This window comes from Desulfobacter sp. UBA2225 (assembly GCF_002348205.1).
Taxonomy (GTDB): Bacteria; Desulfobacterota; Desulfobacteria; order Desulfobacterales; family Desulfobacteraceae; genus Desulfobacter; species Desulfobacter postgatei.
The window spans coordinates 1-17,092 of sequence record NZ_DDYV01000289.1 but is presented as its reverse complement, the minus strand read 5'-3'; the positions used below and the strand labels follow the sequence as shown (position 1 = coordinate 17,092).

Sequence of the window (17,092 nt, the reverse complement as noted above, 5' to 3'; positions counted from 1 at the left end):
TCCTTGGTGCAGCCGGTGGAGTAGGTGGCATCCTTTCCGATCCATTCGGGCGGTACCTTCTGTTCCATGAGTTCAAAACTTTGGGCAATGTCCTCGGAGGTCTGGAAACGCCAGATATCAAGGTATCCGCTTCGTTGAACAATTTCCCACATATACATCAGATCATCGGCATCCATTCCCGGTTCATAATATAATGAGGGGTTAATAATAAACAGGTTGGCGGACTGATCTTCTAAATGTTCAATAAAACGGCTCATTATCTTTATTGCCACATCAATTTTGCCGGGGATGGAACCGATGATGCCCGAGTAGAACATGACGGTCATGTTTTTATTTTTGGCCTGCTTCATTTTAGAAATAATTTTATCGGCTTTTTCTTCAAGATCCCTGTGGCTGAAATTGATATAATCCGGATGTCTGGGTTTAAAGACAATGTCCAAAATGTCCAGTCTGTTGTCTGCTGCGCATATATTGATTACATCCCTGGTAAACCTGAAATGGGTTTTGATCATTCGGTTTTTTTGTTTCGGCCCTCTTGTTACCACGCAGTCCACCTCCTTGAAAACCCGTGAAAAGGTCGTAGAGACCAACAGAAGATTAAGTGCTTCCTGGGTACCGTCGGATATGACATACAGATGTTCATCCTGTTTCAGACGCTGGACCAGTTTGTTTTTGCTGATGGTTTTGTCGTGGATGAAATGGGCCCGCTCCAGAGCCTTGGCAAGGACCGGGTCTGTGCGGGTATCGGTCAGGCAGACCTTTTTAAAAAAAGGCTCTTCCTTGACTGCAAGGATCACCACATGGCCAATGTTTGCAAGGAATTGGGCAATGGCGATGTCGGCCACCACATCCCCGGATTCGTCGGTCAACCACAGAAATTTTGATTTTGGCCTATTTATCAGTTCAAGAAGATGTTTCATGCCGTTGCCGGTAATTTTGGCATTCAACAGCATTTTTATGGTCGAAGTCGAGGGTATCCAGAAATTGTCATCCTTCCATAGGGCGGAGGCCGTCAAAAGGGAGAGTCGCCGTGTGAACTCTATCTCATTGATCTTTGTCTTAAGCTGTTCAAGGGTCAACCCCTTCATGGTATCAATGCCACCGTCAACTTCGTTTAAGGCTTTTTTGAAGGACTCCGAGGCCATGAATTTTTGTGCCCTGGCGTTTTCCCTTTTTTTTTGGCTTGCATAGGGGTCTTCGATATGGGTGCGGTTTAAAAAAATTTTATACAGGCGTTTTTCAAGCCGGGAGGGTATGAGCAAGCGGCTTTGAATTTCGTTATCATATTTTATTTGTATCAGGCTGGATAAGAATGCACGGTCATATTCTGAATCAATGAACTCTTTGATAATGGCAAAAATTTTGTCAAGCACCTCGCGGTAGCGGTTGGACAGAAACCTTGGCCTTTTCCGGGACATAATTGCAGTAAACATGGCATCGGAACAGGGATAGAACCGTTCATTATTTTCCGGGTACACCATGAATTCCACCTGCTCCCGGGATCCGACTGTTGTGGGATAGGCAAATGGATCAATATGATTTTCAAGAAAAAACGCCGTAAACCATGCTTTTTGGTCCGGCTCCGTATTGTCGGGGTTAGGTTCAGCTTCACAGGATGCCATTTTTTCTCCTTGGCTTTTACAAAGACAGATCAATGAACAATACACTCCATCGTTGCACCGTTGGGGTAAAGAATCCAGCACTCACAAGGCCTTTCTTGGCCGCTTTGATCCTTGGGGTCAGCGAAAGGGATATTATCATGCCCGATTCGGTTTTTCAAACCAAGTATCAGCTGTCAAATAGACACGAATGTCTCGGCAGGCTTTCCCGAAGGGCTTGACCAGGATTGGGCACCGGGGTATGGTTGAATCTACTTAAAATTAAAAAACTTATTGCGATGCTTGGGACACCTGTTTACAAAACGGCTTGGATTAAATTGAAACTTACATATATCAAAGGGGGAGTGTCAAGAGATTGGATTTAAACATCGCCATCAAAGTTCAGGGACTTGCCAAAAGCTTTGGCGACCTTCAGGCTGTGGCTGCGGTCGATTTTGAGGTGACTTCCGGGGAGCTGTTCGGATTTCTGGGGCCAAACGGCGCGGGAAAGACCACGACCATTAACATGCTTACAGGACTGGCCCGCCCTGATGCCGGAAGCATTCACATCGGCGGCATTGACTGCACCAAGAAGCCGCGAGGCGCTCAACATTTAATTGGCGTGGTTCCCGATGAAAGCAATCTGTATCCGGAGTTATCTGGTTTTGACAATCTTAATTTTTGTGCGGCCTTATATGGCATGGGCAAAACCGAACGCCAAGCAAGGGCAAAAGAACTGCTGGAGGAGTTTGGCCTTGCCATGGCTGCTGGACGCAAGTTTGGCGGCTATTCCAAAGGGATGAAAAGACGGCTGACCATTGCTGCCGGCATTATTCATAGGCCGAAAATTCTATTTCTGGACGAACCCACCACTGGCATTGATGTGAACAGTGCCAGGCAGTTGCGTCGACTCATCTTCGATTTACACCGGAACGGGACGACCATCTTTCTGACCACCCATTATATCGAGGAGGCAGAGCGGTTATGTGACCGAATTGCTTTCATTATGTCGGGCCGGATTGTTCGGGTTGATACCGTTTCCAATCTCATTCAGCCTGTCCGGGAAAAACATGTGGTGCAGATCACCTGCGTAAACGCTTCCAACGATTTGCAGGATCAACTGGCGGCAGAATTCCCCAAGATGAGTTTCAGCAGTCGGCAACCGGGGGTAATCCAGGTAGAATCCGATCTATCCGTCAGCGTCGGACCGCTGATTCGCTTTCTTGAAGATCACGGGGCCGAGGTGATGGAAGCGAAGAGAATCAGGCCAAGCCTTGAGGACATATTTGTCAGGATCACTGGAATAGATACGGATGTCATGCGCAAAGAGAAAGAAAAATTTGGAGGAAAACAATGAAACGCTGGATCGCTTTTTGGAACATATTGATCAAGGATTTCCGCACCTACTATCTGAAACCGCCCAATATCAGCTGGGGGCTTATGTTTCCGCTGGCCTGGACCGGCATGTTTTTCATCAAATCAGGTAAGGGGTTGGAGAGTGTTTCGTCGATACTGCCGGGTGTAATCGCCTTGTCCATTCTGTTTGGCACGACATCTCTGCTCGCGGTGACAGTGACATTTGAGAAGAAAAACCGCTCCTTTGAACGGCTGCTGCTGGCCCCCATCCCTCTTGAATTATTGATGCTGGCCAAGACCAGCGGTGCAATTGTGTTTGGGGTGGGCAACGCTTTTGTCCCTGTACTCATGGCGACATTCATAGTCAACCTGGACCATATAAACTGGTTAGTGTTTGTCCCCGCGGTTGTGCTGATTTCGGTGGTTTCGACCTTTTTAGGGCTGTTCATAGCAGTGGCGGTCAGTGAGGTGTTCGAGGCGCAGACCTTTTCTAACTTTTTTCGCTTTCCCATGATTTTTTTATGCGGGTTGTTTTTTCCGATCAGTGCGCTGCCGTTTTTTTTAAAACCATTTGCCTACGTACTCCCCCTGACCTATGGCGCGGACATGCTTCATGGGGCCATCCACAAAGGGAATATTATGTCCTTTCCCACTGATCTGGCCATCCTTACTGCGTTTTGCGTTGTTTTGTTCATGGTGAGCCTGCACAATATCAGGCGGCGCTGGATTGCCTGATTGCCCGGACAGGTAGGTAATCAGAACTTTGGATGACATGATACAAATTAGGTAATACCGGAGCGGAAAGTGCCTGAAAAATAGAGAGGCGGACTCTGTGGGAAAAATTAGTCCGATTTCATCGGTAAAAAGGCATTATTGATAAACTGCCTCCAAACCTGTTCCTGGTATGGGGCGGATACAGAAAAAAGCTAAAAATTCAGTGATGCCAGCTTTTCACCGGATAGCGTCATCAGGCTTACACTGTTGCTGTCAATGACTGCGAAGGTGGGCATACCGTTTCTGGGCACGGCAATGGAGCCTGGATTCAGATGGATGTAATTTTGAGTTTTTTCAAGCCGGGGCAGGTGGGTGTGTCCCTGAATAATGATATCCGTGCCTTGGGGAATCATCAGGGTATCCTTATGTCCGTGATGCATGAAAATGGTTTTATCAAAGGCCTTAAAGCTCAGTTCATGGGAAAATCCTTTGAAGAATCCTTCCACGTCACAATTGCCGTAAATACAAAAAAGTTTAAAATCCAGATCGGCAATCGTTGACCGGATCTGATCCGGGGCAAAATCAGGGTCATTATAGTTGCCATACCTTGTATCAAATACGTCCCCTGCAATGGCAACGGCATCACCACGGCCGGCTAAGGCTTTGACGGTCAGCCAGGCAGATAAATAGCCGTGAAGATCCGAAAATACTAAAAGTCGTTCCATGGTATCATGCCGCGCCTTCAATCTTTTCCATGGCTGCAATGCGCTGCGCCAGTGGCGGATGTGAATAATTTAAAAATACATAAAAGGGGTGCGGGGTAAGGTTGGCAAGATTATCGGCGCTGAGTTTTTTTAAAGCCGTTATCAAGTCCCCGGCTTTTTTTGTTGTCAAGACGGCAAAGCGGTCTGCTGCGTACTCATCTTTTCTTGAGAAGAACTGCATGATAATGGAGATGACCAGGTCAACCGGGGAAAAAAGAATACTGAAAAAAACAAGACCGGCATATATGGACGGCGTATCGACATAGAATGTCGTGAAAAGGCTTTGCTGGGTGATGAATAAAGACAGAAGGTAAAAAACAACCCCCATCTGAAGGATGCCGAAAATCAGGCGACGCTGGATGTGCTTTTTTTTGAAATGTCCCATTTCATGGGCAAGTACGGTTAGAAGTTCATCCGGGGTGTGGACGTTGATCAGGGTGTCAAACAGCACAATGCGTTTGTTTTTTCCAAAGCCTGTAAAAAATGCATTGGACTTGGTACTGCGTTTGGAACCGTCCATGACAAAGATTTGGGTCAATGGAAAATCAATGCTTTTCGCATAGGCAAAAAGTTTGTTCTTTAATTCACCGTCTTCAAGGGGGGTAAATTTATTGAACAAGGGCATGATCCATGTGGGAACAATGTATTGAACCGCCAGGATAAAAGTTGTGGTCACACCCCAGCAGATTATCCAGGCCCATGGACCCGAGCTTTCGAAAAACCAGAATATGGCCGACAGCAAAGGGATGCCCAGGACCATAGATAAGATCATGGATTTTATCAGATCCAGAACAAAAAGCTTTGGTGTGGTTTTATTAAAACCGAAATTTTCTTCAATGACAAATGTGGAATAGATGGAGAAGGGCAGGGATATAATGAATTTGCATCCTGCAAGAACACCGATGAATAAAAGTCCGCAGCCAATGGAAGACCATCCGGTTTCCCGGACAAAATTGTCCAGGACGCCGAATCCGCCTATAAACCAGAAGGCTAAAAGAATACCAAGATCAACGGTCGACGTGATCGTACCCAGTCGTGTAGTGGCCCTAAGGTAATGCTGGGACCGTTCATACCGTTTGGGGTCATAAACATCTGAAAATTTTTCAGGCAGATGCGTTGTAAGTCTGCCGATATTCAGACGATCAGCCACAAAATTCATTGTGAAATCAACAATGAGTGTAACAAGAATAATGTTGGTGATCGTCTGGTCAGATAAAAACATCGTTCTATTGGGCGTCTGAATTAATCAAATCCCGAAGTTTTCCGGAACATTTAAATGTGACAACCCGTCTGGCCGGAAGGGTCATCTCCTCATCCGTTGCAGGGTTGCGCCCCTTTCTTGCTTTTTTTTCATTTACACAGAATTTGCCGAAACCTGAAATCATAATATCCTCACCACCTGAAATGGTCTCTTTTATGATTTCAAGAAAGTCTTCCATGATATCATAGGCAACGGTTCTTGACAGGTTCAGTTCGTTTTGTATCTTTTCTGCAATAATAGTTTTGGTCAGTGCCATAATAACTATTTACTCCTGCTCCACATAAAGGTTGCTTCTTGAAAGATTAATAAAAACAGGTTGATAAAATACTTTAAATTCTTCAGGATTGTCAAGATAAGGATGATTTGTTATTGTATTTTATTGCAAAATCAAGATAATTATTTATTCATCATGGAGAGGAAATGAAACAGGTGTTATCCATCACGCCCATAGACGGACGTTATGCCCGTCTTACCGGTGTTCTTTCAAATATTTTTAGTGAATCCGGGCTGATTCATCATAGGATTCACGTTGAACTTAAATGGCTGAACTTTTTGATAACGGATTTAAAGGTCCACGAGGTTGTACTCGGTGACCAATCCTTGGATTTATCAGGGCTGGATGTTTTGATAAATGATTTTAATGAGGATTATGCGCTCAGGGTCAAGGAGATAGAGTCCTGTACCAACCACGATGTCAAGGCCGTGGAATATTTTATTAAGGAAAAACTGGATGCGGCAGGGCTCTCCCCAATACGGGAGTGGGTACATTTTGCATGCACTTCCGAAGATATCAATAATACGGCATACGGATTGATGCTTAAAAAAGGCAAGGAGCTGGTGGTGGACCTGCTTAAAACCTTGGTGGCAGAGATTGAGAAAAAAGCCCTGGTTTATAAAAGCATTCCAATGATGTCGCGCACCCACGGGCAACCTGCTACCCCCACAACCCCGGGAAAAGAGTTTATCAATTTTGCCTGGCGCTTGAACCAGGAAATAGAGGTGCTGGAAAGCACTGTAATCCAGGCAAAAATAAACGGAGCCACGGGCAATTATAACGCCCATCTGTTTGCGTTTCCCGAAATTGACTGGATAGCCGCGTCTGAACGGTTTATTCGGGATTATTTAGCTCTTGAGCCCATTTTATTCACGACCCAGATAAATCCAAATACGGCCTTGTCCAGGGTGCTTCATGCCATGGTCCGGATTGCGGCGGTGATGATTGATTTTGACCGTGACATGTGGGGGTATATCAGTTTCGGATATTTTAAACAGCGGCTGAAGGAGGGGGAAACCGGATCATCCACAATGCCCCATAAAGTCAATCCCATTGATTTTGAGAACAGTGAAGGCAATATGGGTCTTGCGATTTCCATGATGGAGCATCTGGCGGTTAAACTACAGAAATCCAGGTTCCAAAGGGATTTGAGCGACAGTACCGTGCTACGCAGCCTTGGCACAGTGTTCGGCTATTTTACCATTGGGATAAAAAATGCCATAAAGGGCCTGTCAAAAGTGGATTTAAATCAGGAGGTGCTTGACAAGGATCTTAATGACAACCCCGAACTTCTGGCTGAACCATTTCAAACCGTTATGCGGGTATATGGCGAGGATAATCCATATGAACGGCTCAAAGAGTTGACCCGGGGCAGGAAAATTCAGAAAGCGGATTTGGTCCGGTTTGTGGATGGACTTGAAAAGGTGCCGCCCGAAGTTAAAGAACGCATGAGGGCGCTTTCTCCCCAGACATACCTGGGACTGGCCGAATCCCTGGTGGATCTGTATTTCAAAGACAAATCAAAAAATGATAAGTGAACAACAAGGGCAGATGCTGCTGAAGATGGCACGCATCAGCATTGCCGAAAAACTTGGCCTTTCTGTGGATAAAAGTCAAATTGATTTAAATCAATCCTTTCTGGAGATAAAACAGGGTCTGTTTGTGACCCTGCATAAAAACGGAGCTTTAAGAGGATGTATTGGTGTAATAGAAGCGGTTGAGCCCCTGAAAACAGGGGTTGCGGAAACCGCAAGGCTGGCTGCCTTCAAAGATTCGCGTTTTTCACCCCTTGCCAGAGATGAGTTTGATCAGGTGGATCTGGAGATCAGTCTTTTGTCTCCGCCTGAAAAATTTGAATACAGTAAGGCAAAAGAGTTAATCCAAAGACTTGTGCCGTTCAAGGATGGCGTTATCATTAAAAAAGGAAGCAGCCAGGCGACTTTTCTTCCCCAGGTCTGGGAACAATTGCCTGACACGGCTTCCTTTTTATCCCAGCTATGCACCAAAGCCGGGCTTGATGCCGATGAATGGACCAAAGGCAGCCTGACTGTCCATACTTACAGGGTTCATTTGTTTTGTGAAAAAAAATGATGCAACAGGTGCAAAAAAAATTTATGCGTATAGATCAGGAATTACTGGAAGTCATTTTATCCATCAAAGACAAGGATGAATTGAACTCTTTTTTTGAAGAAATATTTACACAGGCGGAGCTTTCGGATCTTTCTTTGCGCTGGAAGCTATTGAAAGATCTGCATGCGGGTATGACCCAGCGGAAAATTGCTGAAAAATACGGCATCAGCCTGTGTAAAATAACAAGGGGATCAAAGGTGCTGAAAAAAAATGGTTCTGTTGCACTTAAAGTGCTGGATTCAATGAATTGACAAGTTCCAGCGCCAGCTCGGACCACAGCTCCAGGTTCAGTTGGGAAAGCTTTTGTGTTGTATGCCAGGTAAAGCTGTGTAATTCATCTCCAGGCAGATAGCCTTCTGGGTTTTGTGTTCTGATCAGGAATACCGCCCCCATGTGAACGCTGCCTACCGGTGTGATATCTTCACTGATAATACCTATGAATTCAATGGAATCGCCGGAAACCCGCCGGGTCAGTTCCTCATCCAGTTCCCTTTGCATACCGTTTTTTAAAATGCTTTCAAAACCGTCTGCCCCCATGGCGGTGTCTTCTGAATTGATATGGCCGCCGATCCCGATGGACCAAAGGTCATGGAGCCGTTTTTCACTGCCCTGTCTGCTGTAGGCCGCGGTCATGCCGCCATCGGCTGTCTGCAAAAGAATATACGGGATGATCTGTTTTTTTAGCTTGTCCTCCTCGGCAATGCCTCGGCGGACAAAGGAAAATTTAGCTTTGGTGCATGTGTCGGCAAATGTGGCAAAATCCATTGGAAGGACGGTCCTTTGGGTTACCCAGGATGCGGGAAGTGTTTTACGGTCAATGCATAAAACCTGTTCTTTGTTTTTGTTCATCATTCTTTTCCAAGTCTGTATTAATAATGGACCGGTTGTAGCATACATGTTTCCTGATGCATACCTTCAGTGGATCCCATGGCCTTTTTTTTATGTGTGTGGTAAGTGAAATTTGTATTTAATGGGCGATTGAGGAGAATATAATGAGCTATATTTCTAAAAAAGATATTGCCAAGCTTGTGGGTATAGCCTGTTTGACCTGACAGCGACACCCGCAGTCTGTAAATTTGTCCTGAAAAATGATTTAGGCGTGCGTAAAGTTTGATTTTTTTAAGGGTGGAGCGGGAAACGGGATTTGAACNNTCTACCACTGAGTTATTCCCGCTTACAGTTGAAAGGCGAACTACTTTTATAAAAAAATATGCGCCTTGTCAAGCAAATATTTAGCAACTATTCATAAAATTCGGATATACAGATGGAGACGGTCAAATGACTTTGGGAAATACACTGGTCACTGGTGGCGGCGGTTTTCTGGGTAAAGCATTGGTCAGAAAATTAGTGGATAAAGGAGAGACTGTTTTTTCGTTTTCCCGGTCCCGGTATTCGGAGCTCGATAAACTGGGCGTTTCCCAGATTCAGGGGGATCTGACAGATGCCGGTGCTGTGGCCAATGCCTTAAAAGGCATGGATACGGTGTTTCATACTGCGGCAAAACCCGGCATCTGGGGTGATTATGATGAGTATTTTCGTATTAATGTAACCGGAACCGTGCATGTCATTGACGCCTGCATGAAAAATAAGGTTGGGCAGCTGATTCACACCAGTTCGCCTTCAGTGGTATTTGATGACAAGGATATGCACGGGACCAATGAGTTTGTCCCCTATCCGGACAAATATCTGGCACCCTATCCTGAAACCAAGGCGCTGGCGGAAAAAGAGGTGATTAAAGCAGCGGGTAAGGGGCTTTCTGTAATCATTCTTCGGCCCCATTTGATTTGGGGGCCGGAAGATAATCACCTGCTGCCGGGTATTATCAGCCGGGCATCACGGCTGAAGATTATTGGTCCGGATAATGATCTTGTGGACACCATTTATGTGGATAATGCGGCCGATGCTCACATCCTGGCCGCTGAAAAGTTGTCCCAAAACCCTGATCTGTCAGGAAACATATATTTTATCAGCCAGGATGCGCCTATATCCAAATGGACCCTTGCCAATGCTTTTCTGGCCGCCGCAGGTTTGCCGCCCATCAAAGGGCATGTGTCCGGGAATACCGCCTATGCTGCGGGTTGGCTCTTTGAATTTATTTACCGAACCCTTGGTATTAAAAGGGACCCGCCCATGACCCGGTTTGCTGCCAAGGAGCTTGCTACCTCCCACTGGTTTGATATCAGCCGGGCAAAAAATGACCTGGGTTATGTGCCAAAGATTTCCACCCGGGAGGGTTTAAAACACTTGGAGGCATGGTTGAAGAGGAAATGAAGCCGATGGCATCTTTTTCATTTTCGTTCCCTCAATTTCGAGCCAAGGCACTTCGGGTGCTTTATAAGGCGGCCAAGGGGTATCAACGGGACAGTTGTGCGTTGCGGGCATCTGCTTTGAGTCTGTACACCCTTTTCAGCATTGTGCCGGTCATGGCCATGGCCTTTGGTGTTGCCAAAGGCTTCGGGTTTCAACAGTTCCTTGAGGCAGAGGTGATCTCTTTGTTTCAAGGACGTGAGGAGATTATCCAAAGTATCCTGGTTTTCACCAACAATTTGCTGGAGAAAACCCAGGGCGGGCTCATGGCCCTGCTTGGCGTTCTACTTCTTTTATACTCCCTGATTAAACTGATGTTTCATATCGAAGGTACATTCAACCGTATCTGGTGGGTCAGGGACGGCAGGCCTTTGATCAGAAAACTCACTGATTATCTGAGCATTGCCCTGGCAGCATGGCTTTTGGGTATTTTCTCCGGATCCGTAAACTTGTTTATGATTCCCCACCTGGAGTCTTTCTGGGCCTATCTTGGCATTCCCATTGATATTAAAGGCATTATTTCCTTTTTTCTCAGTGTTGTGCCCTATGTGGTCACCTGTTCGCTGTTCATGTTTTTTTATGTGATTATGCCCCATAAAAAGGTAAATTTCAGAGCTGCAGCAGCAGGCGCTGTATTTGCCGGCACCCTGTTTCAAATTATCCAAACCGCCTTTTTAAAGTTTCAGGTTTTTGTTACGGCCTACAATGCCATCTATGGCAGTTTTGCCGCGTTGCCCATGTTTTTGATCTGGCTGCAGATTTCCTGGGGAGTACTGCTTTACGGGGCAGAAATCGCTTTTGAGTGGGAAAATATCGAAAATGCAAGAACCCCGGACCTGAGTTTGAATGCCATGAGCATTCGGGCCAGAAAACTTGTCATGCTTGAGATTGTCAAAGGATGTGTGCTGCGCTTTGCAGAAAAAAAGCCCCCTGCTACGGATACCCGCATTGCAAGTGAACTGAACCTGCCCTTAACCATTGTACATTATCTTCTGGGGGTTCTAATAGATGCAGGCGTCCTGTATTCAGTTAATCTTGAAGGCAATACAGCCGGATACACCCCGGCCATGGATATTGAGTGTATGAGTATCATGGATGTGCTTTGTGCCGTAGAGCATCAGGGGGATCCAAAGGCGTATACGGCAAGTACTCTGTTGGCACAGTCCTTAGAGGAGAGCCTGGAGAGGTTTGACAAAGCAGCTCGGGCATGTACGGGGGAGCGGTTGATTAAAGATATTTAAAAACAGATCAGTTAACGGCTGTGGTGATTTTGAAAAATTCCTTGATCTGCGGTTCTTGGGCCTTTAGCAGCTCGATGATCTTCATCATTGCAGATTCATTAATGCCGATTTTTTGGGGCGCATTTTTGATGGTAACAGGAACCGGATTGCCGGAATGTCCCAGTTGGGCTTTTTGTGTAAGATAATCTGCAAGATTGATGATCATGGCATGATGCCGGTATTTAACCGGCGCCGATTCCGGGGCATGATGAAACCTGCAGGGCAGAATAATGGATGCAGGAAAATTCCACCGTGTCATCAAAAGGGCGGATAATGCTGCATGGTCCAGCTTGAACAGACTGTTTTCGCTCAAATAAAGGGGACGCCTGTTTTCGAGTGCGTACTGCCGGACTTCATTATATTCTTTTTTAAAATAGATCGAAAAAATGACCTTGCCCATATCATGGAGCAGGGCCGGGATAAAGATTTTTCCGGCAATGCCCGGATGGGTCTGCTTTGCTATCTGCTTTGAGGCCGTGGCCACGCCGATGCCGTGCATCCACAATGCTTTCATGTCAAGGCTTAGGCCTGAAATTTCCGATACGCTGGATAAGATTCCCATGCCTAGGGCAATAGCGATGATTTCATCAAACCCGATAACGGAAATGGCCCGTTTAACGGTATCGACTTTATTTTTTTGTGCATAATAAATCGAATTTGCAAGCTTGAGCAGCTTATTTGTCATGCCCAGGTCATATGAAATGATTTTAGCTAAGGCTTCAGTGGTGGTTTTTTCGTCAGAAGCGGCCCGGATCAGGTTATCTACAACAGCCGGGAGTGTGGGTAAATCGCTTTCCCTTTTTTGAACCATTTCAAGAATGCGTTCTTTTATTTTCATTAAATGCAGATTGTCTGTGCTGTTCAATGAAATCGGGTGATGTTAATGCTTCCGTTGGCTGTCATTTCGTCAATTTTTTTTCGTAAATAACGTTTAAAGGTGTTTCGAGTGGGGGGCCATAACAGCAAAAGACCTGCCGTGTCCGTTAAAAGCCCGGGCGTAATGAGCAATAATCCGGCAATGAGGATGATAAAGGCATCTAACAGTTCTTCGGCCGGCATACGTCCCTGGTTTAAATTTTGACGCACCTTTATCATGGTGTTCAATCCTTCCATCCGGGCAAGATAGGCGCCGATGAAGCCGGTTACAATGACCAGTATTACGGTGTTTAACCCGCCTATAATACCCCCAAGATGGATAAGGATGTATAATTCAGCCACCGGGATCAGGGTAAAACATAAAAACAGTCTGAACAGCATAGAATACTCCTAACTTAATTCATATCTTAACGAATAATGGCTATGAACCCGCAGTTGTCAAGGCAGAACAATCCATTGCTCATACGGCATGAGGCATATGACTTGGGTGTGAAATTGTTTTGATTTGGGGGAAAAGATGTCGTCCGGACCCCCACAGGCCGTCCGGTACTTTTTGATCAACACCGAGGTTTAACATGTCAAGAAACAGATCTCTGCTTATCTCCTGGGCCCCCATGCGAAGCAGATGGCCGGAGGTGACCTGGCAGTCAATCATCCCAAACCCCTGTTTGTCAAGTTCCTGGGCCAGGGCCACAAGTGCAACCTTGGAGGCATTGGATACAAGGGAAAACATGGATTCTCCGAAAAACGTTTTCCCCAGGCTGACCCCGTACAGGCCTCCGGCCAGCTGGTCGCCCTGCCAGGCTTCCACGGAGTGGGCGAGCCCCATTTTGTGCAACGTGATATAGGCATCAATCATCTCATCGACCAGCCAGGTGCCTTCGGGTTTGTCTTGCCTGGGTTGTGAACAGGCAACAATAGTTTGTTCGAACGCGGTGTTGATCCTAATGGAAAAACACGCCTTTCGAATGGTTTTTTTCAAGCTTTTTGACATCCTGATTCTGGAAGGAAAAAGCACCGTCCGGGGATCAGGGGACCACCAGAGAACGGGTTCACTATTGGAAAACCATGGGAAAATACCGTTTCTATATGCCAGGATCAAACGCTTTGCGCAAAGGTCCCCCCCAATACACAACAAACCATCGGACCGCGCCAGCCAGGCCGGCGGGAATTCAATTTTTTCAGATAACCTGAATAGGGGCATCAGACCGATTTGATATTAAATGTCAGTTCTCCGTTCTTTAGGCCTACGGAGATTTTGCCTCCTTTTTCAAGCTTGCCGAAAAGAATTTCATCGGTGAGCTTGTCTTTGATTTCGGTTTGGATAAGGCGGGCCAAAGGCCGGGCACCGAATTTGGGATCATAACCTTTCTTAGCCAGATGGGCCCGGGCGTCGGCTGAATAGCTTAAAGAAATTCCCTGGCCAGTGAGCATCTCTTTAAGCTCCTTCATGTTCTTGTCCACAATCAGCTCCATCACCTTCTCAGACAAATGGTTAAACTGAACAATACCGTCAAGGCGGTTTCGGAATTCCGGACTGAAGGTGTTTTTCACCGCTTTCATGCCCTGGGAATCGGAATTGGCGTTTTGTGATCCAAACCCGATGCTGTTGATGCTCATTTCCCTGGCCCCGGCATTGGAGGTCATGATAATGATCACATTTCTGAAATCAGCGGATTTACCATTATTGTCAGTAAGTGTGGCATAATCCATGACCTGGAGAAGAATGTTGTAAAGGTCCATATGGGCCTTTTCAATTTCATCCAGAAGAAGCACACAATGGGGATGCTTGCGGATATTGTCGGTTAAAATGCCCCCCTGTTCAAATCCCACATATCCCGGAGGCGCACCAATGAGCCTGGATACGGCATGCTTTTCCATGTATTCGCTCATGTCAAAGCGTAAAAATTTAATGCCCATGTTGGCGGCCAGCTGTCTGGCCACCTCGGTTTTGCCGACCCCTGTGGGGCCCATGAAAAGAAAGGAACCAATGGGATGGTCCGGCGCTGCAAGTCCGGCCCGGGATCTTTTAATCGCCGTGGTCAGGGTTTCAATGGCATCGTCCTGGCCAAAAATAACGCTGAGCAGTTTGCCGGGCAAAGATTCCAGGGAAGACTTGTCTGCCGCAGTCATACTGGATACCGGCACCTTGGCTATTTTAGCCACGATTTTTTCAATATCCTTGGGGCTGACGGTTTTACGCCGGCCGTCTGCCGTAAGTTTTAAAAAGGCTCCAGCCTCGTCAATAACGTCAATTGCCTTGTCGGGTAAGAATCGGTCATTGATGTATTTATCTGACAGGTAGGCCGCAGCTTCAATGCTTTTATCCGGGTATTTTAAGCCATGGTGTTCCTCGTAGCAGGTTCGCAGTCCCTTAAGAATTTCAACCGTATCCTCAACGCTGGGCTCGGCCACTTCGATTTTTTCAAACCGTCGGGAAAAGGCCCGGTCTTTTTCAAAATGGTTTTTGTATTCTTCATAGGTGGTGGTGCCGATACACTTGATGTCGCCTGAGGATAACGCCGGTTTGAGGATGTTGGAAGCATCCATGGAGCCTGATGTAGTCGCCCCGGCACCCACAACCGTATGGATTTCATCAATCACCAGAAGCGCATTTTCTTTTTCTTCCAATGCGGTGATGACATCCTTGAGGCGTTGTTCAAAATCGCCCCTGTATTTGGTGCCGGCTAAAAGCGCGCCCATATCCAGGGAGTACAGTTCACAGTTTTTAAGCAGATCCGGCACGGTCTTATCGTTTATTTTCAATGCCAGGCCTTCTGCAATGGCTGTTTTTCCAACGCCGGGATCCCCCACGAGGATGGGGTTGTTTTTCCGCCGCCGGCAAAGTACCTGCATGACCCGTTCGGTTTCAAGCGCTCTGCCGATAAGGGGATCAATCTTATTGTCCTGGGCCCGTTTGATCAGATCGGAAGTGAATAAAGCCAGCGGATCTTTTTTCTTCTGACGCCTGGTTTTTGGGTCGGCCTGGTGGAAAAGCTGCTGGGGCTTGTCTCCATCAGGTGTCTCTTTTTTTTCTTTATCTCCATCGTGGGAGATGAGCCTGAGTACATCCAGCCGGGTAATCCCTTCAGATTCCAGATAAAAAGCGGCATGGGAATCCTTTTCCTGAAAAATGGATGCCAGGATATCTCCGAGATTTACCTCTGATTTTTCAGCGGATCTGGCATGATTGATGGCACGCTGAATCATCCGCTGGAAGCCGATGGTCTGCTGGAGCACATATTCTTCGCTGGTCTCTATTTTGGTCAGTTTTTCATCAAAGAATTTTTCAAGATCCTCTTTGATGTGCTCGGGGCTGCCACCACATTTTTCAATAGTTTCAAGGCCTGCTTCATGATTGACAATGGCGTAAAGAACATGTTCGACGCAGACATATTCATGTCTTCTTTTTTTAGCTTCCCGAACGGCAAATCCGAGGGCTGTGGATAGTTCTTTGCTGATCATATATTTACTCCTTTTCCATTGTACTTTTTAAGGGAAACCCTTTGCTGCTTGCCAGATTATGCACAGTCTGAACTTTTGTTTCCGCTATTTCCCGGGGATAAATACCGCACACGGCCTTTCCCTTATTATGTATATTAAGCATTATTTGTGTGGCTTTTTCAAGAGATTTTCCGAATACCCGGGCCAGAATATCCACCACAAAATCCATGGTTGTATAATCGTCATTGTGCAAAAGCACCTTATACATGGGCGGATGATCCTCACTTATGTCATGGGATATTTTGGGTCGGGTTTTAGAATCAGTGGATGTCATACCTTAACCTTAGGTTCAATTGATCATTATTATTGCCCGCAGCATTTCTTATATTTTTTGCCGGAACCACAGGGGCAGGGGGTGTTTCTTTGTACCTTTTCAGATGAGCGCCTCGCCGGCTGTTTGGGAGCGGATTCGTCAGAATGGGAAGAAAAGCTCAGATCCTGCTGTTCTTCCTGTTTCATCTTCTCAACCTCGGTGGGAGAGGCGATCTGGATTTTAAACAGGATATCCACCACTTCCTTTTTGATCCGATTCATCAGGTCCTGGAACATATCAAACCCTTCTTTTTTATAGATACGTAAAGGATCCTGCTGGGCATATCCCCGAAGACCGATGCCTTCCTTTAGGTGGTCCATGTTCAAAAGATGCTCCTTCCATCGGGTGTCCACGGTCTGAAGGATAATAAACCGTTCAACGTGGCGTATGATTTCAGGGCCGTACATCTCTTCTCTTTTCCGGTATTGATCCAGGGCCGCATCAAATATAAATTGTCCCAGCTGATCGACCGAAAAATTTTCCTGCACAGGTTCATCCAAGGATAAATCCATATTGAACTGCCCTTTGATCGCTGAAGAAAGTCCTTCCAGATCCCACTCCTTAAGTGCTGTTTTATCTACAACAAATCCTTCCACAAGGTCATAGGATACATCTTCCATCATATCGTGGGCCACTTGTTTGAGATCTTTGGATGCCAGTGCCTGGCGGCGCTGGCGGTAAATGATCTCACGCTGCTGGTTCATCACATCGTCAT

At 46.3% G+C, this 17,092-nt stretch carries 18 protein-coding genes; 7 read left to right on the top strand and 11 right to left on the bottom strand.

Annotation, left to right across the window (positions count from 1 at the left end):
• On the bottom strand, positions 1 to 1,622 hold a 1,622-nt coding region (locus tag B3D59_RS15095), incomplete at its 3' end, for an ARMT1-like domain-containing protein (protein ID WP_286821349.1).
• A 352-nt stretch (positions 1,623 to 1,974) separates the two neighbouring features.
• Between B3D59_RS15095 and B3D59_RS15090 the strand changes: the two genes are divergently transcribed.
• Both B3D59_RS15090 and B3D59_RS15085 read left to right on the top strand, forming a co-directional pair.
• Positions 1,975 to 2,955, top strand: coding sequence for an ABC transporter ATP-binding protein (locus B3D59_RS15090; RefSeq protein WP_286821347.1), 981 nt, complete (start codon positions 1,975 to 1,977; stop codon positions 2,953 to 2,955).
• Positions 2,952 to 3,689 carry an ABC transporter permease gene (locus B3D59_RS15085; protein WP_286821346.1) on the top strand — a complete coding sequence of 246 codons (738 nt, stop codon included), beginning with the start codon at positions 2,952 to 2,954 and terminating at the stop codon, positions 3,687 to 3,689. The genes B3D59_RS15090 and B3D59_RS15085 overlap by 4 nt, the downstream gene beginning before the upstream one ends.
• Positions 3,690 to 3,880: 191 nt before the next feature.
• Here B3D59_RS15085 and B3D59_RS15080 read toward each other — a convergent pair whose 3' ends face one another.
• From B3D59_RS15080 to B3D59_RS15070, 3 genes are read right to left on the bottom strand one after another with little or no spacing between them, the layout of a single operon-like run.
• The gene (locus B3D59_RS15080; protein ID WP_286821344.1) at positions 3,881 to 4,393 is read right to left on the bottom strand and encodes a metallophosphoesterase family protein; all 513 of its coding nucleotides are present in this window, start codon (positions 4,391 to 4,393) and stop codon (positions 3,881 to 3,883) included.
• Between the two features lie 4 nt (positions 4,394 to 4,397).
• Positions 4,398 to 5,654 (bottom strand): M48 family metallopeptidase, encoded by a 1,257-nt coding sequence (locus B3D59_RS15075; RefSeq protein ID WP_286821338.1) that lies wholly within the window; start codon positions 5,652 to 5,654, stop codon positions 4,398 to 4,400.
• A 4-nt stretch (positions 5,655 to 5,658) separates the two neighbouring features.
• On the bottom strand, positions 5,659 to 5,949 hold the full coding sequence (locus B3D59_RS15070; protein ID WP_286821335.1) for an integration host factor subunit alpha: 291 nt from the start codon (positions 5,947 to 5,949) through the stop codon (positions 5,659 to 5,661).
• Positions 5,950 to 6,113: 164 nt separating this feature from the next.
• On the opposite strand from B3D59_RS15070, the gene purB reads away from it, so the two are divergent.
• From purB to B3D59_RS15055, 3 genes are read left to right on the top strand one after another with little or no spacing between them, the layout of a single operon-like run.
• Positions 6,114 to 7,505, top strand: coding sequence for an adenylosuccinate lyase (purB, locus tag B3D59_RS15065; RefSeq protein WP_286821331.1), 1,392 nt, complete (start codon positions 6,114 to 6,116; stop codon positions 7,503 to 7,505).
• On the top strand, positions 7,495 to 8,058 hold the full coding sequence (amrA, locus tag B3D59_RS15060; RefSeq protein WP_286821325.1) for an AmmeMemoRadiSam system protein A: 564 nt from the start codon (positions 7,495 to 7,497) through the stop codon (positions 8,056 to 8,058). Before purB ends, amrA begins: the two co-directional genes overlap by 11 nt.
• Before the next feature lie 23 nt (positions 8,059 to 8,081).
• Entirely contained in the window at positions 8,082 to 8,348 is a 267-nt protein-coding gene (locus B3D59_RS15055) for a YerC/YecD family TrpR-related protein (protein WP_286821321.1), read from the top strand.
• Here the strand turns inward: B3D59_RS15055 and B3D59_RS15050 are convergent.
• Positions 8,323 to 8,949: a phosphoesterase gene (locus B3D59_RS15050; RefSeq protein WP_286821315.1), complete on the bottom strand. Its 627-nt coding sequence runs from the start codon at positions 8,947 to 8,949 to the stop codon at positions 8,323 to 8,325. The two genes, B3D59_RS15055 and B3D59_RS15050, sit on opposite strands and share 26 nt — an antisense overlap.
• Before the next feature lie 426 nt (positions 8,950 to 9,375).
• On the opposite strand from B3D59_RS15050, the gene B3D59_RS15045 reads away from it, so the two are divergent.
• Both B3D59_RS15045 and B3D59_RS15040 read left to right on the top strand, forming a co-directional pair.
• Positions 9,376 to 10,368: an NAD-dependent epimerase/dehydratase family protein gene (locus B3D59_RS15045; RefSeq protein ID WP_286821311.1), complete on the top strand. Its 993-nt coding sequence runs from the start codon at positions 9,376 to 9,378 to the stop codon at positions 10,366 to 10,368.
• A gap of 5 nt (positions 10,369 to 10,373) precedes the next feature.
• Positions 10,374 to 11,645, top strand: coding sequence for a YihY/virulence factor BrkB family protein (locus B3D59_RS15040; RefSeq protein WP_286821307.1), 1,272 nt, complete (start codon positions 10,374 to 10,376; stop codon positions 11,643 to 11,645).
• A gap of 7 nt (positions 11,646 to 11,652) precedes the next feature.
• On the opposite strand, the gene B3D59_RS15035 is transcribed toward B3D59_RS15040, so the two are convergent.
• The 6 genes from B3D59_RS15035 to B3D59_RS15010 all read right to left on the bottom strand — a co-directional run.
• Positions 11,653 to 12,522: an HDOD domain-containing protein gene (locus B3D59_RS15035; RefSeq protein WP_286821304.1), complete on the bottom strand. Its 870-nt coding sequence runs from the start codon at positions 12,520 to 12,522 to the stop codon at positions 11,653 to 11,655.
• Between the two features lie 23 nt (positions 12,523 to 12,545).
• Complete coding sequence (locus B3D59_RS15030) at positions 12,546 to 12,941, bottom strand: FxsA family protein (protein WP_286821297.1); 396 nt, start codon at positions 12,939 to 12,941, stop codon at positions 12,546 to 12,548.
• A gap of 79 nt (positions 12,942 to 13,020) precedes the next feature.
• The gene (gene aat / locus B3D59_RS15025) at positions 13,021 to 13,764 is read right to left on the bottom strand and encodes a leucyl/phenylalanyl-tRNA--protein transferase (RefSeq protein ID WP_286821294.1); all 744 of its coding nucleotides are present in this window, start codon (positions 13,762 to 13,764) and stop codon (positions 13,021 to 13,023) included.
• Entirely contained in the window at positions 13,764 to 16,025 is a 2,262-nt protein-coding gene (clpA, locus tag B3D59_RS15020) for an ATP-dependent Clp protease ATP-binding subunit ClpA (protein WP_286821293.1), read from the bottom strand. The genes aat and clpA overlap by 1 nt, the downstream gene beginning before the upstream one ends.
• Before the next feature lie 4 nt (positions 16,026 to 16,029).
• Positions 16,030 to 16,338 (bottom strand): ATP-dependent Clp protease adapter ClpS, encoded by a 309-nt coding sequence (clpS, locus tag B3D59_RS15015; protein ID WP_286821289.1) that lies wholly within the window; start codon positions 16,336 to 16,338, stop codon positions 16,030 to 16,032.
• Between the two features lie 29 nt (positions 16,339 to 16,367).
• A partial coding sequence (locus B3D59_RS15010; RefSeq protein WP_286821282.1) for an SEC-C metal-binding domain-containing protein occupies positions 16,368 to 17,092 on the bottom strand: 725 nt, incomplete at its 5' end.